Source organism: Amycolatopsis sp. Hca4 (assembly GCF_013364075.1).
Taxonomy (GTDB): Bacteria; Actinomycetota; Actinomycetes; order Mycobacteriales; family Pseudonocardiaceae; genus Amycolatopsis.
Map to the genome: position 1 here is coordinate 7,589,161 of NZ_CP054925.1, position 14,493 is coordinate 7,603,653.

A 14,493-nucleotide genomic window follows, 5' to 3' on the forward strand; every position below is an offset into this window, starting at 1 on the left:
CCTCTTCTTTCCCCTCGCTCCAGATGACCTGGGAGGTACCGGGGTCCGGCCACGAGCCGGGCCCCGGTACCCACCGGAAGTAGCTGTTGACCGTAGGGTTACCGCCACTACGGTAGACAACCGGGTAGCGGTCCAGCGCACTTCTGACGACCAGGCCCGGATGAGGAGCAGTTCGTTGAACCTGGTGATCTACATCCTTCGCCGTCTGGCGATATCGATTCCCGTCCTGCTGGTCGGGACTTTTCTGTGTTTCGTGATGGTCGCCGGCACCGGTGACCCGCTGGGCGAGCTGCGGCAGAACCCGACCATCAGCAAGGAAGCGCTGGCCGCCACGGCCGCCAAGCTCGGTCTCGACCAGGGCATCGTCCCCCGCTACTTCACGTGGCTCGGCGACTTCCTGAGCGGGAACTGGGGCATCTCCATCGCGCAGGGCAACGCCCTCGCGCCGGTCGCCCCCAAGGTCATGGCCGCCTTCGGCGTCACCCTCAAGCTGGTCGTCGGCGCCGAGATCCTCGCGCTGCTCATCGGCATCATCGTCGGCGTGCTGGCCGCGGTGAAGCAGTACTCGATCATCGACTACATCGCGACCACCCTCGCCTTCCTGCTCTTCTCGATGCCGATCTTCTGCGTCGCGATCGTGCTGAAGCGCTACGCGATCGAGATCAACGGCTGGGTGCGCGACCTCGGCCTGTCGGACGTCCTCGGCAACCCGTGGCTGCGCACGACCAGCCCGGAGCAGCTGCGGACCGACGGCATCGGCGACTTCATCACCAGCACCATCGGCGCGTACCTGCTGCCGACGCTGTCGATCATGGCGATCAGCTTCGCCGCGTACAGCCGGTTCCAGCGCGCCTCGATGCTCGAGGTGATGGGCTCGGACTACGTGCGCACCGCGCGCGCCAAGGGCCTCGGCAACGGCCGGGTCATCTTCCGGCACGCGTTCCGCAACGCGCTGATCCCGGTGTCGACGCTGTTCTCGGTCAACTTCGGCTCGGTGCTCGCCGGCGCGATCATCACCGAGACGGTCTTCAACTGGCACGGTATGGGCACATTGCTGGTGGAAGCCGTCACCAAGAACGACACTCAGGTGATGATGGGTTGGCTCGTGGTGATCGCCAGCAGTGTCATCGTCGCCAACCTGATCGCCGACCTGATGTACGGCATCCTGGACCCGAGGATTCGCGTTGGCTGACTTGAACTCTCTTCTCGCGAGCGAAACCGCTGCCGCCGAAGGCACGCTTCCCCCGGAGGCGCTGCCCGAGCCGCGGAGCCAGGGCAAGCTGGTGCTGCGGAAGTTCCTGCACCACAAGCTGGCGATGGCCTCCACGGCCGTGCTGCTCCTGATCGTGCTGATCAGCATCCTGATGCCGATCTTCTGGAAGCACAGCTACCAGGACAGCTCGTTCCCGTCGTTCGCCAAGCCCAGCGGCGAGTTCCCGCTCGGGACCACGCAGGTCGGCAAGGACATGGTCGCGCAGGTGCTGCGCGGCACGCAGTACTCGCTCCTCATCGCCCTCACGGTGTCGATCCTGGCCACCGTGATCGGTGTCGTGTTCGGCGCGGTCGCCGGCTACCTGCGCGGGTTCTCCGACTCGGCGATCTCCCGGGTGACGGACCTGTTCCTGATCATCCCGCAGATCGCCGCGGCGGCCATCCTCGCCAAGGTGTTCGGCGGCGGTTCGTGGTACATCGTCGCGCTGGTGCTGGCGGCGTTCGGCTGGATGCAGATCGCCCGGATCACCCGCGCCGAGGCGATGTCGCTGTCCCAGCGCGAGTTCGTCGACGCCGCCCGTGCCTCGGGTGCGGGAACGTTCCGGATCATCTTCAAGCATCTGGTGCCGAACATGGTCGGCAGCATCACGGTCAACGCGACCCTCGCGGTCGCGCAGGCCGTGCTGGCGGAAGCCGCGCTGTCGTTCATCGGACTGGGCGTCCAGTTGCCGGACACCTCGCTCGGCCGCGTCATCCTGGAGAACTACGCCCAGCTGCAGACCCGGCCGGCGCTGTTCTTCGGTCCGTTCGTCGTGCTCGTGCTGATTTCACTGACGATCAACTTCATCGGTGACGGTCTTCGCGACGCCTTCGACCCGCGCCAGCGGAGAATGAAGGCCTGAACGCGCGACGCGGGGGTGACCGGATCCGGTCACCCCCGCGTCCGTTTTCCCGCGCGGATCGCCGGACCTGGGGGTTTCGGATGAATCTCGTGCTCTACGTGTTCCGACGGCTGGCCATCTCCGTCCCGGTCCTGCTGGTGGGCACGTTCCTCTGCTTCGTGATGGTGGCCAACACCGGCGACCCGCTGGGCGAGCTGCGCAGCAAGCCGGGCATCAGCGCCTCGGCGATCGCCGACACCGAGCACAAGCTGGGCCTGGACCAGAGCGTCATCGCCCGCTACTTCAGCTGGCTCGGCCACTTCCTGACCGGCGACTGGGGCATCTCGATCGCGCAGGGCAACGCCTTCACCCCGGTCCAGCCGAAGGTGATGGCCGCGTTCAAGGTGACGCTGGAGCTGGTGCTGACCGCGTCGGTGCTGGCACTGGTCTTCGGCGTCCTGGTCGGTGTCCTGGCGGCGGTGAAGCAGTACTCGATCTGGGACTACCTGGCGACGACGCTGGCGTTCCTGATGTTCTCGATGCCGATCTTCTGCGTGGCGATCGTCCTCAAGGGTTACGCGATCCGCGCCAACGGCTGGGTCCGCGACCTGGGCCTGTCCGACGTCCTGGGTGACCCGTGGCTGCGCACGACGAGCCCGGAGAGCCTCTCGGCCACCGGAGTGGGTGACGCCCTCGCGAAGTACGTCGGCGCGTTCCTGCTGCCGACGCTGTCGATCATGGCGATCACGTTCGCCGCGTACAGCCGGTTCCAGCGCGCGTCGATGCTGGAGGTCCTCGGTGCCGACTTCGTGCGGACAGCGCGTGCCAAGGGCGTGTCGAACAGCCGCGTGATCTGGCGGCACGCGTTCCGCAACGCGCTGATCCCGGTGATGACGTTGTTTTCGGTCAACTTCGGCGCCACCGTGACGGGCGCGATCATCACCGAGACGGTGTTCAACTGGCACGGCATGGGCACCCTGCTGGTGGAGGCGGTGAACAAGAACGACCCCCAGGTCCTGATGGGCTGGCTGGTGGTGATCGCGGCGAGCGTGGTGATCGCGAACCTGGTCGCCGACCTCCTGTACGGCATCCTGGACCCCCGCATCCGCGTCGGCTGAGATGCCCGCCTGATCACCCGGGCGAGCGGCTGGTGTCGTAGCGGTGCCGGTTGTCGTGGATCTCGTGGCGGTGCGTGCTGGCCCATTCGCTGAGGGCCGTGGCGGCGTCCAGCAGGGTGGTGCCCAGCGGGGTGAGGGTGTACTCGACGCGCGGGGGCACGCTGGGGTACACGGTGCGGACGAGCAGGCCGTCGCGTTCGAGCTGCCGCAGGGTCAAGGTGAGCATGCGCTGGGAGATGCCGGTGACCGCGCGGTGCAGTTCGCTGAAGCGCAGCGTCCGGTCGCGCAGCTGCCCGATGACCAGGATCGTCCACTTGTCGCCGATCAGGGCGAGGATCTGCAGCACCTCCCGGCACGCCTCGGGACTGTCGGCGCCTGTCGCCAAGGGGTTACCTCCGTGTGCGTCACCGACATGAATGTGCCGTCTTGCCGGCGACAGCCTAGTGACAAATCATGGTGCTGCGAACAAAGAGTAACCACTCGCGGTGGGCTGGGGACCGCGTGGCCGGAGGGGAGCTGGGGTGGCGAAGACCCTTGTCGTCGTCGGTGCCGGACCTGGTCTGGGGATGGGCGTGGCCCGCGCGTTCGGCCGGCAGGGCTTCCAGGTCGGGCTGATCGCCCGGAACAAGGACACGCTCGACGGTCTGGTCGGCGAGCTGGCCGAACTCGGGGTGACCGCTGCGGCGTTTCCTGCCGACATCCGTGATCGTGCCGCGCTGACCGAGGCCCTCGCCGCGGCCCGGCAGGCGCTGGGGCCCGTCGATGTGCTGGAGTACAGCCCCAGCCCGACCGGCGCGATCACCCACGCCGCGCAGACCACGGTCGCGTCCGCCACCGAGCAGTTCGAGCTGCACGTGCTGGGTGCGGTGACGGCCGTGGGACAGGTGTTGCCGGGCATGCGTGCCCGCGGCGAGGGGACACTGCTGCTGACCACGGGCGTGTCCTCCACGATCGCCGCGCCGTTCCTGGCCAACGTGGGCCTGGCCATGGCGGGCTTGCGCAACTGGGCGCACGCCCTGCACGCCGAACTGCGACCGCAGGGGATCCACGTGGCAACGGTGACGATCGCGTCCGGTGTCATTCCCGGCGACGAGGTTGCCGACCCCGACGTGATCGGTGCCCGCTACTACGGCCTGTACCGCCGGCGAGACCGTGCCGAAGAGGTCATCGGTGACCTCGAGGCGTTCCGCGCCCTCGTCGCCGGGAGCTGAACACCCTGGCACAGCGAAGGGCCCCACCCGGCATTTCGGGTGGGGCCCTTCAGCGTCCGTAGGTCAGTCGGCGACGGGAGCGAGCTTGCCGGCCTCCCAGGCCGCGCGGCGCTCGGCCTGCAGCACCGGGTCCGCGACCGGCGCTGCCGACAGCAGGCGCTTCGTGTACTCCTGCTGCGGCGAGTGCAGCACCTGGTCACGCGTGCCGACCTCGACCAGCTTGCCGTGCTGCATCACCGCGACGCGGTCGGCCAGCAGGTCGACCACCGCCAGGTCGTGGCTGATGAACAGGCACGCGAACTGCAGCGACTGCTGCAGGTCGAGGAACAGGTCCAGCACGCGGGCCTGCACCGACACGTCCAGCGCCGACGTCGGCTCGTCCGCGATCAGCAGCGCCGGGTCGAGGGACAGCGCGCGGGCGATCGCGACGCGCTGGCGCTGGCCGCCGGACAGCTCGTGCGGGTAGCGGTTCATGTAGTGCCCGCCCAGCTCGACCTTGTCGAGCAGCGAACGCACCCGGGCCGACAGCTCCTTGCCGGACAGCACCTTGTGCAGCACCATCGGCTCGGCGATCGACTCGCCGATCGTCATCTTCGGGTCCAGCGTCGACGCCGGGTCCTGGAACACGATCGAGAAGTACCGGCGAAGCGGGCGAAGCTCCTTCGCCGACATCTTCGTGATGTCCTTGCCCGCGATGGACACCGTGCCCTCGGTCGGGTCGAGCAGGCGGATCGCGCAGCGGCCGACCGTCGACTTGCCCGAACCGGACTCGCCGACCAGGCCGACGATCTCGCCCTTGGCGATGGTCAGCGAGACGTCGTCGACCGCGCGGTTCTTGCCCTGGCCGCGGCGGCCGGGGTACTCGAGCACCAGGTTCTTGATCTCCAGGGCCGGCGCGGCCTCCTCGATCACGGCCTCCAGCTCGGCGTCGGCCAGCCGGATCTCCTCGGCGATCTTGGCCGCCTCGGTGCTGTCGGTGGCGATCCCGGTGTCGTCGAGCAGGCGGCGGCCCTCGGGACGCTGCCCCAGGACCGGCACCGCGGCCAGCAGCCGCCGGGTGTAGTCCTCCTTCGGCGACGCGAACAGCTCGCGCACCGGCGCCTCTTCGACGATCTCGCCCTGGTACATCACGATCACGCGGTCGGCCATGTCGGCGACGACGCCCATGTCGTGGGTGATCAGCACGATCGCCGTGTCGAGGGTGTCGCGCAGCTTGCGCAGCAGGCCCAGGATCTCGGCCTGGACCGTGACGTCGAGCGCCGTGGTCGGCTCGTCGGCGATGATCACCTTCGGGTCGCACGCGATCGCCATGGCGATGACGACGCGCTGGCGCAGACCGCCTGAGAGCTGGTGCGGGTACTGCTTGAACCGCTGGTCGGGGTTCGGGATGCCGACCATGTCGAGCAGCTCGACCGCCCGCTTGTCCGCGGCGTCCTTGGCGATGTCGAGGTGCGAACGCAGGGCCTCGCGCAGCTGCCACCCGACCGTGTAGACCGGGTTCAGCGCCGTCATCGGCTCCTGGAAGATCATCGCGACCTGGTTGCCGCGGATCTTCTGCATGTCCTTCTCTTTGAGGTCCGCCAGGTTGCGCTCGCCGAGGCGCAGCTCACCGGCGATCCGGCTGGTCTTGGGCAGCAGGCCCAGCACCGACATCGACGTGACGGACTTGCCGGACCCGGACTCCCCGACCACGGCCACGATCTCGCCGGGCTGCACGTCGAACCCGATGCCCTTGACGGCGTCGACGACGCCGTCCTCGGTCTGGAACGACACGCTGAGGTCCGAGATCGACAGAACGGACCCGGACACGCCGGCGACGTCCGCCGAAGTTGCTTCAGTGCTCACCAAGATGCCCTTCGTGGGGGTACAGACGGTCGCGACGCGGCGGTCGCGACTCGCGCGAGGATAACCGAGGGTGTCCCCGACGAAGGTCGGAGCACGGGAATTACGCTCAACCCGTGATCTCCCCGGTATCCCGACGGCTGCTGTTCGTCCACGCCCATCCCGACGACGAAAGCATCACCACCGGCGCCTCGATTGCACGATACGCCGCCGAGGGCGCCGACGTGACCGTGGTGACCTGCACACTCGGCGAAGAGGGCGAGATCATGGCCGGCCTGCCGGAGCTGGCCGGGCTGGGCGCCTGGGCCGCCGACCAGCTGGGCGGCTACCGCGTCGCCGAGCTGGAGGCCGCCTGCGCCGCGCTGGGGGTTTCGCGGCACCGTTTCCTGGGCGGGATCGGCCGGTGGCGGGACTCGGGCATGGCGGGCACGCCGTCGGCGTCACACCCGCGGGCGTTCACCGGTGGCAGCGCCGAGGAGCAGGCCGCGCAGCTGGCGGAGGTCCTCGACGAGGTCCGGCCCCAGGTCGTCGTCACCTACGACGCCTTCGGCGGCTACGGCCACCCCGACCACATCCGCGCCCACGACATCACGATGGCGGCCGCCGCCGGAGCCGGGTCGGTCCAGCGGGTGTTCCACACGGTGACGTCGCGGAGCGCGGTCCGTGCCGGGCTGGCCGCGCTGCGTGCCGGAGAGGCCCGCTACCGCGTCCCGGACGACGACGAGCTCCCCGCGACGCCCGACGAGGAGATCACCACCGTGGTCGACGTCACCGAGTACGTCCCGGCGAAGCTGGCGGCCCTGCGCGCGCACGCGACGCAGCTGGCCGTGGTCGACGGCGCCGTCCCGTACTTCGCGCTGACCAACGAGATCGCCCAGCCGATCCCCGTGAAGGACTGCTTCGTGCTGGCCCACGGCCCGGCCGAGGGCGCGGCGGACGACCTGTTCGGCGGGCTGTGACGGTGGCGGAGCGGCTGACGCTCGAGCAACGGCTGCTGCTCGCGCTGCTCGTCGCCGACACGGTGCTGTTCGCCCTGCTCGAGCTGTTCTTCCTGCCGCTGCGGATCGGCGTGGTCCCGGTGCCGGTGACGGTACTGGTGGGCGCCGTCACCACGCCGTGGCTGGTGTGGACGACGGCGAAGCTGGTGCGGCCCGCCCTTTCCTGGGTACCCCTCGCCGTGTGGGTGCTCGTCGTGTTCGGGGTCGGCCTGCTGGGCCCGGGCGGTGACCTGGTGCTGATCCAGGACTGGCGGGCGTTGCTGTTGCTCGGCGCGAGCGCGCTGCCGGGCGCGATGGTGCTGGGCGGCGCACCGCGCCGGACGGCGGGAAGGGGACCGGGACGTGGCTGAGGCGATCTCCGACCGGCAGGTCGTGGCGGTGCTGCGGCCGTTCGTGCGTGCGTGCGGGCCGATGCTGGACGCGCTGCGCGAGTCCGACCCGTTCGGCCTGCAGGCGCGGGCCGCCGAGGACATGGCCGAGGTCGAATCCGGGCTGAAAGCGAAGCTGATCCACGGGGTGACGTCGGTCAAGGTCCCGGGCACCGCGGCGTGGGCCCGGATGACCGGCTACGACCGGTCGAGCTGGTGGATGAACCGCGTGGGGCGCTTCACGGCGCTGCTGACGTCGATCCCGGGCCTCGGCGGCGCACTGGCCGACCGCCTGCCGGTCCAGGACACCCTCGGCGCGGCCTCCCAGGGCCTGCTGTTGTGCGCGATCGCGGGCGAGTACGGGGTGACCGACGTCGGCACGCGCGTGCGGCTCATCGCGTCCGTCCTCTTCGAACGCGACATCGACCCGGATCTCGCGGCGGGTAGGCACGCGGAGCACGACGAAGCCGCGGAGGCGGATGAAGCGGCGAAATTGACCGAGGAACTGCGGGCGTCGGAGAGGAAGCACGGAAAGGCCACGGTGAAGGCGGCCGGCCGGACCCTGTGGCGGCTCGGCCGGGGCTTGCTCGGGATCACCGGGGAGCTGGAGAAGCGGCCGCGCGGCAACCTCTTCCACCGGGCGCTCGGCATGCTGCCGGTGGTCGGGGCGGCGGGGGACTACCTCGGTGAGCGGTCGGGGCTGCGCGTCGTGTGGAAGCGCGCCCACGTCTGGCTGACCGAGCACCGGGCCGCGTAACAACGGCGGTCGCGGCGCCGACTCTGGCCACGCCCGGCGCACCGGCGCCGGTTCCGGCGGCCGGGAGGAAGACAACCGTGACCATCTCCGACGGGCAGATCGTGGCCGTGCTGCGGCCGTTCGTGCGGGCCTGCGGGCCGGTGCTCGACTCGCTGCGGGACGCCGATCCGTTCGGGCTGCAGGCGCAGGGTGCGGAGGGCCTGGCCGGCGTCGAGTCCGGCCTGAAGGCGAAGCTCGTCAACGGGGTGACTTCGGTGAAGGTGCCCGGCACGGACGCGTGGGCGCGGATGAGCGGCCACGACCGGTCGAGCTGGTGGATGAACCGTGTCGGCCGCTTCGCGGCGGTGCTGACCGCGGTGCCCGGCCTCGGGGGCGCGCTCGCCGACCGGGTGCCGGTGCAGGACACCGTCGGCGCGGCGTCGCAAGGACTGCTGCTGTGCGCCATCGCCGGGGAGTACGGCGTCACCGACGTCGGCACCCGCGTGCGGCTGATCGCCTGGGTGCTGTTCGGCCGCGACATCCCGCCCGGGCTCGCCGCGGGCCGCGACGAAACCGCCGAAGCCGGGGCCACCGCCCGGCTCACCGAAGACCTCGCCGCGGCGGCACGGAAACACGGCAAGGCGACCGTCGGTGCCGCCGCGGGCACGCTGTGGCGGCTCGGCCGGAGCCTGCGCGAGCTCACCGAGGCGCTCGAAAAGCGGCCACGCGGGCGGTTGCTGCACCGCGCGATCGGCAAGGTGCCGGTCGTCGGCGTCGCGGGCAGCTACCTGAGCGAACGGGCGGGACTGCAGGAAGCCTGGCAGCGCGCCCACGTCTGGCTGACCGAGCACGCACCGCCGGCCACGGCCGCGCGCTGAACGTGACAGCGCGCACGCGGTGGCCCACCGCGTGCGCGCCCTTCACCACGGCACCGCGCTGGTCATTCCCGCGCGGTGCCGCCGCCAAACCTCAGTTCCAGAACTGGAACACGCTGAAGCCGATCTTCGCGCCGTCCACGTACCCGCCGAAGGCGTTGAAGATGGCGTAGGCGCCGTCCCACAGGGCGGCGTTCGCCGGGCGGAAGAACCACAGCAGCGCGAACAGGATGATCGGCGCCCACGGGCGGACCCGCGCGCCGAACTCGCGCGCCTGCGGGGGCAGGTACGGCTCGATCGCGCCCCAGCCGTCGAGGCCGGGGATCGGGAGGATGTTGAGGAGGAACGTCACCACCTGCAGCAGTGCCAGGTAGGACATCGCGATCACCAGGCCACCCGCCATCGGGACCAGCGCCACCACCAGCGCCAGCGCCGCACCGACCGCGAGGTTGCTCAGCGGCCCGGCCAGCGACACCCACGACGACGTCCCGCGCGAGCGCAGCGCGCCGCGGTTGATCCAGACCGCGCCGCCCGGCAGCGGGATGCCGCCGATGATGAGGAAGACCAACGGCAGGATGATCGACAGCACCGGATCGGTGTACTTCCGGACGTCCAGCGTCAGGTAACCCTTGTGGGCGACGCTGTAGTCACCGCCGCGGTAGGCGACCATCGCGTGCCCGAACTCGTGCAGCGACAGCGACGCCACCCAGCCGGCGGCGACGAAGATCACCACGCCCGCGATGAGCAGCGGGTCGCGGTCGCGGACGAAAACGGTGTTGATGTCACCGAACGCGGCCATGGCGCCACCGGCGACGGTGAGCGCGAGGATGCCGAGGAAGACCGGGCTGGGGCGCACTGCTGACTTCTGCACGTCCTCCAGTCTTCCGTATGCCCGGTGTGAAGTTACCGGCGTGTCCCCTTGCGCGATCGGGCCGGAACGTCCCCCGAACTCGCTACTCCGCTTGACCTGACCGCACTACACGGGTGTAATCACAGTGATGTCATTCGCCGCCGAGAGGGGACGGCGAGTGTCGTTTCACCACCGCCAGCCTGGGGAGTGCTAGGGAGCGAGGAGGCGGACGTGCGGTTGGAAGCCGATGGGAAGGAATGGGGGCACGTCATGAGTTGGGGCGAGATCCCGGAGCAGGCTCTGGGAGATCTCACCGAGCTCATCGATGCCACCGAAGAAGAGCAGGATTGGCAGGAACGCGCCCTGTGCGCGCAGACGGACCCGGAGGCGTTCTTCCCCGAGAAGGGCGGCTCGACCAGGGAAGCCAAGCGGATCTGCCTGGGCTGCGAGGTCAAGGACGAGTGCCTTGAGTACGCGCTGGCCCACGACGAACGCTTCGGCATCTGGGGCGGTCTGTCCGAGCGGGAGCGCCGCAAGCTGAAGAAACGAGCTATCTAGGGAGAGGTGTGTCCGCGGAACGCGCGGACCATGACCGCTCGTTTCAGTGTCTTCTGGGGGTGCAACCCCCAGACCCCGCCCGGGGGCAAGCCCCCGGACCCCCGGCGCGTGGCCGGGTTTGCGGTGAACTCGCGTAATGGCTTTCGGGCGAATCGCCGGTGATGCTTGCATCACCGGCGATTCCGCTTCGTGGACACGGCGTGGGTTCACCGTCGGGTGCTGAGGCGGGGCCGTAGGGTGGCCGGACCGACTCACCGCCTGATCTGGAGCGTTCGTTGCCCCCCGTCTCGCGCACCGCGCCCGTTCTGGCCATTGTGGTCTGTCACGACGGCGAAAACTGGCTGCCGCTGGCGCTTTCCGCGTTGCGCCGCAGCAGCGTCCGGCCCCGGCACGTGCTCGCCGTCGACACCGGCTCCACGGACGCGACCCCGCGGCTGCTCGCCGACGCCGCCGAGGACCCCGGGCCGGATTCTTCCCCCGTGCTCTCCGGGGTCATCACACTGTCGAGTGAAACCGGCTTCGCGGCCGCGGTCGCCGAAGCCGTCGCGCACGCCACCGAGCGCTGGGGCGACCCCGGTTCCTGGCTGTGGCTGCTGCACGACGACTGCGCGCCGGAACCCGACTGCCTCGAACAACTCCTGGCCGTGGCGACGAAGGAACCGTCGGCCACCGTGCTCGGCTCGCTCGGGCTCGACTGGACCGACCCGCGGCTGATCGTCGAAGCCGGCCTGTCCACCGATGCCTCCGGCCACCGCCAGCAGGTCGCCACGCCCGGCGAAGACCCGGTCGAGGTGCTCGCCGTGCCCAGCGCCGGCTCGCTCGTGCGCCGCGACGCCTGGGACGCCCTCGGCGGCTTCGACCCGGATTTCCCGTTGCTGCGCGAGGATCTCGACTTCGGCTGGCGCGCGAACGCCGCCGGCGGTGTGGTCCTGTCCGTGCCGCTCGCGCGGGTGCGCCACGCCCGCGCGGTGACCACCGGGCAACGCGCGGCGGACGCCCTCCCCGGTGCGCCGGCCGCCGCGAACCGCGCCCACGGGCTGCGCGTGTTCCTGGTGAACTGCTCGCCGTTTTCCTTCTGGCTCGGCATGATCCGGCTCCCGCTGCTGGCGGTGCTGCGTGCGCTCGCCTTCGTCCTGCTGCGCCGCACCGGCGAAGCACGGGCCGAGTTCGCCGCCGTCGCGTACCTCCTCAGTGGACGCGGCGGATTGCGCGCCGCGCGGGCCCGCCGTCGGCGGAATCCGCGGCCGGGCACGGTTCGCGGGCTCTTCACCGGCCGCTGGGCGCGGCTGCGCAACGCCGTCCGCGCCGGGGTCGTCGGCCTGGTGCGCCGCGGCGTCGAGAACGACGTCGCGCTCGGCCGGGTGCCCGAGACCGTCGAGACCGAGTCGGCGTGGGTGACGCCGGAAGCGCTCGACGCCCGCGAGAACCGCCCGGTCGGCCCCGACGCGCTGCCCGCGGGCGCGCTGCGCGGGGTCAGCTCGCGCGGGGCCGGGCTGCGCCGCCCGGGCACGCTCGTCGCCGTCACGCTGCCGGAAACCCCGGCGGCCCCGGTGCCCGACGACACCGCCCCGGACGAGACCCCTCCGGCCGAAGAGCCGGAACTCGTCTTCGTGGAGGTGAACCGCCGCCGGGTCCTCGCGGCCACGATCTTCGCGCCGCCGGTGGTCCTGCTGGTCGTGCTGACCGCGCTCGGCCTGGTCGTCAACCGCGCCCGGCTCGGCCTCGACCTCTTCGGCGGCAAGCTGCTCCCGGTGGGCGGCCTGGGGGAGCTCTGGACGTCGTACCTGACGCCGTGGCACGCGATCGCGGGCGGCACCGGCGCGCCCGCGTCCGCCACGGTGCCGGTGCTCGGCACGCTCGGCGCGCTGTTCGCGCCGATCGGCGGTCCCGCCGCGCTGGTGGCGATCCTCCTCATCGGCGACATCCCGCTCGCGGCACTGAGCGCGTACGCAGCGACGCGGCGGCTTCGCGTGCGCCGCTGGGTCCGCGCGGTCGTCGCCGCGACGTACGCGCTGCTGCCGGCCGCGACCGCCGGCGTGGCACAGGGCCGGCTCGACGTCGTCGTGGTGCACCTGGTGCTGCCGCTGGTGGCCGCGGGCATCGCCGGGCTGCTCGTGCACGCGGACACGCGCTGGCTGCACGTGTCCGCGCTGTCGGCGTTCGGTGTGGCGCTGCTCGGCGCGTTCTCGCCGCTGGCGCACGGCCTGGCGCTGGCCGGGCTGCTGATCGGGTTCGTCGTGCTGCCGGCGCCGACCGGGCTGGCGCGCCGGATCGCGTCGGTCGGGATCGTCGTGCTGCTGCCGCTGGCGCTGCTGCTGCCGTGGCCGACTGTGCTGCTGAAGCACCCGGAGCTGCTCGTGCAGGGCCTCGGCGGCGCGGCCGCGTCCGTGTCCGGCACCGACCTGGCCGGCCTCGACCCCGGCGGTCCGGGAGCGTGGCCGATCGGTGTCGCCGTGATCGCCGCGGCGCTGGTGGCGATGGTCGTCCGGCCGACGAAGCCGGCCGCCGGCGGGCTCGCGCTCGCGGCGCTGGGAGCGGGCGGGCTGGTCCTGGTCCGAGTGGTGACGGCGGTCCCGATGCAGGGCGGCGCGCCATCGCACGGCTACGCGGGCGTGCCCCTGCTGATCATCGGCGCCGGGCTGCTGTGGGTCGTGCTGGGATCGTGGCAGCGCGGCGGCACGGCCGCGGTCCCGGCGACGTGGCTGCCGAAGGTGATGGCGGTGGCCGGGGTGGCGGTGTTCCTGGCCCTGGCGGCGGGCGCGGTCGTGGTGGGTGCCCAGGGGCCACTGCGGGCAGGGGAGCGGCCATCGCTCGCCCCGGAGGTCACGGCCGAGCTGACGGCATCCGGCCGATCGGTGCTCGACCTGGCCCCGGACGCAACCCGCCAGACAGCCGGCCGCCTCCCACACCACGGCGACGACGAGCTGGCCCCGACACCGGGCACCCCGGCCCGCTTGGCGGCGTGGCGCCGCGCACTCGGCCAAGGCGACGCGCCGGCGGTCCAGGGCGCAGTGGCGGCCGCAGCGGCCGCGGGCGTCCAGTTCATCGTGTTGCCACCCGGAGTGGACCCGAGGGCGTACCCACCGCTGGCAAAGGAACTGTTGTCGGTGGCGGCCCCGACATCCGACGGCCGAGGAGTGCTCCGGCTCCTGCCCCCGGCGGGCCAGGTGATCTTGATCTCCCCGGAGCAGGCAAAAGCAGCGGTGACAGGAGGCCCAGCCCCGGGCAACGCACCGGGCGTGTCCCCGGTCCGAGCGGACCTGCCGGACGTACGCGTACGGGTATCGGAGGGCCCAACGGGACGCTTGCTGGTGCTGGCGGCAGAGCAGGAGGCGGGCTGGAAGGCATCGGTAGGAGGCAAGCCGGTCCCGATCGTGCCGGCCTGGGGCCACCAGGTGGCGGTATCGGTACCGCAGTCACCATCGGAGGTGACGGTGGAGTACCCGGGAACGGAACGCAATCTCCTCCTGCTGGCCCAGCTGGCAGCAGTGTTGTTCACCCTGTTGACGGCGGTCCCACCCACAAACGCGCGCAAATCAAAGAAGCGAGGTGGTCATCCCGTCGCCTGAGGCCGTCAAATCACTTTGAGCCGGGCCCGCAACCAACAGCGCGAAGTGGGGTCACTACGCAAGCTTGCGGGCCCGGCTCAAAGTGATAGGCCTCAATCAGGCGACGGGATGACCACCTCGCGACCCAACTCCATGACGTGAGTGGCAGCGTTAGCTGTGGTCATCCCGGAGCCTGCCTGTCCGGCGAGGACGCTTTTTTCTTTAGAGCCGCAGCTTCTCGCTCTGCCGCGGCAGACCTGGTTTCGCGGCTTCTGCTGCCGGTCTCTGCTTTTGCC

At 70.9% G+C, this 14,493-nt stretch carries 13 protein-coding genes; 10 read left to right on the top strand and 3 right to left on the bottom strand.

The window, feature by feature from the left end; genetic code table 11:
• The first annotated feature begins 175 nt into the window (after positions 1–175).
• The 3 genes from HUT10_RS34350 to HUT10_RS34360 all read left to right on the top strand — a co-directional run bounded on the left by HUT10_RS34350 (position 176) and on the right by HUT10_RS34360 (position 3,211).
• Complete coding sequence (locus HUT10_RS34350) at positions 176–1,192, top strand: ABC transporter permease (RefSeq protein WP_176174987.1); 1,017 nt, start codon at positions 176–178, stop codon at positions 1,190–1,192.
• The gene (locus HUT10_RS34355) at positions 1,185–2,114 is read left to right on the top strand and encodes an ABC transporter permease (protein WP_176174988.1); all 930 of its coding nucleotides are present in this window, start codon (positions 1,185–1,187) and stop codon (positions 2,112–2,114) included. The genes HUT10_RS34350 and HUT10_RS34355 overlap by 8 nt, the downstream gene beginning before the upstream one ends.
• An 80-nt stretch (positions 2,115–2,194) precedes the next feature.
• On the top strand, positions 2,195–3,211 hold the full coding sequence (locus HUT10_RS34360; protein ID WP_176174989.1) for an ABC transporter permease: 1,017 nt from the start codon (positions 2,195–2,197) through the stop codon (positions 3,209–3,211).
• 13 nt (positions 3,212–3,224) lie between these two features.
• On the opposite strand, the gene HUT10_RS34365 is transcribed toward HUT10_RS34360, so the two are convergent.
• Positions 3,225–3,596, bottom strand: a complete 372-nt coding sequence (locus HUT10_RS34365) for a helix-turn-helix domain-containing protein (RefSeq protein ID WP_176174990.1) — start codon at positions 3,594–3,596, stop codon at positions 3,225–3,227.
• A 136-nt stretch (positions 3,597–3,732) separates the two neighbouring features.
• Here HUT10_RS34365 and HUT10_RS34370 point away from each other — a divergent pair, with 136 nt between their 5' ends.
• The gene (locus tag HUT10_RS34370) at positions 3,733–4,422 is read left to right on the top strand and encodes an SDR family oxidoreductase (RefSeq protein ID WP_176174991.1); all 690 of its coding nucleotides are present in this window, start codon (positions 3,733–3,735) and stop codon (positions 4,420–4,422) included.
• A 63-nt stretch (positions 4,423–4,485) separates the two neighbouring features.
• On the opposite strand, the gene HUT10_RS34375 is transcribed toward HUT10_RS34370, so the two are convergent.
• Positions 4,486–6,267: an ABC transporter ATP-binding protein gene (locus HUT10_RS34375; protein WP_176174992.1), complete on the bottom strand. Its 1,782-nt coding sequence runs from the start codon at positions 6,265–6,267 to the stop codon at positions 4,486–4,488.
• A gap of 113 nt (positions 6,268–6,380) precedes the next feature.
• On the opposite strand from HUT10_RS34375, the gene mshB reads away from it, so the two are divergent.
• The 4 genes from mshB to HUT10_RS34395 all read left to right on the top strand — a co-directional run bounded on the left by mshB (position 6,381) and on the right by HUT10_RS34395 (position 9,244).
• Positions 6,381–7,223 carry an N-acetyl-1-D-myo-inositol-2-amino-2-deoxy-alpha-D-glucopyranoside deacetylase gene (mshB, locus tag HUT10_RS34380; RefSeq protein WP_176174993.1) on the top strand — a complete coding sequence of 281 codons (843 nt, stop codon included), beginning with the start codon at positions 6,381–6,383 and terminating at the stop codon, positions 7,221–7,223.
• Complete coding sequence (locus tag HUT10_RS34385; protein ID WP_176174994.1) at positions 7,220–7,612, top strand: hypothetical protein; 393 nt, start codon at positions 7,220–7,222, stop codon at positions 7,610–7,612. Before mshB ends, HUT10_RS34385 begins: the two co-directional genes overlap by 4 nt.
• Positions 7,605–8,387 (top strand): hypothetical protein, encoded by a 783-nt coding sequence (locus HUT10_RS34390; protein WP_176174995.1) that lies wholly within the window; start codon positions 7,605–7,607, stop codon positions 8,385–8,387. Before HUT10_RS34385 ends, HUT10_RS34390 begins: the two co-directional genes overlap by 8 nt.
• Positions 8,388–8,464: 77 nt before the next feature.
• Positions 8,465–9,244 (top strand): hypothetical protein, encoded by a 780-nt coding sequence (locus HUT10_RS34395; protein WP_176174996.1) that lies wholly within the window; start codon positions 8,465–8,467, stop codon positions 9,242–9,244.
• A 91-nt stretch (positions 9,245–9,335) separates the two neighbouring features.
• Here the strand turns inward: HUT10_RS34395 and HUT10_RS34400 are convergent, their stop codons facing one another.
• The gene (locus tag HUT10_RS34400; RefSeq protein WP_176178162.1) at positions 9,336–10,097 is read right to left on the bottom strand and encodes a site-2 protease family protein; all 762 of its coding nucleotides are present in this window, start codon (positions 10,095–10,097) and stop codon (positions 9,336–9,338) included.
• A gap of 264 nt (positions 10,098–10,361) precedes the next feature.
• Between HUT10_RS34400 and HUT10_RS34405 the strand changes: the two genes are divergently transcribed.
• Positions 10,362–10,649 (top strand): WhiB family transcriptional regulator, encoded by a 288-nt coding sequence (locus HUT10_RS34405; protein ID WP_167379630.1) that lies wholly within the window; start codon positions 10,362–10,364, stop codon positions 10,647–10,649.
• Positions 10,650–10,912: 263 nt separating this feature from the next.
• Positions 10,913–14,218: a glycosyltransferase family 2 protein gene (locus HUT10_RS34410; protein WP_176178164.1), complete on the top strand. Its 3,306-nt coding sequence runs from the start codon at positions 10,913–10,915 to the stop codon at positions 14,216–14,218.
• The last annotated feature ends 275 nt before the right edge of the window (positions 14,219–14,493 follow it).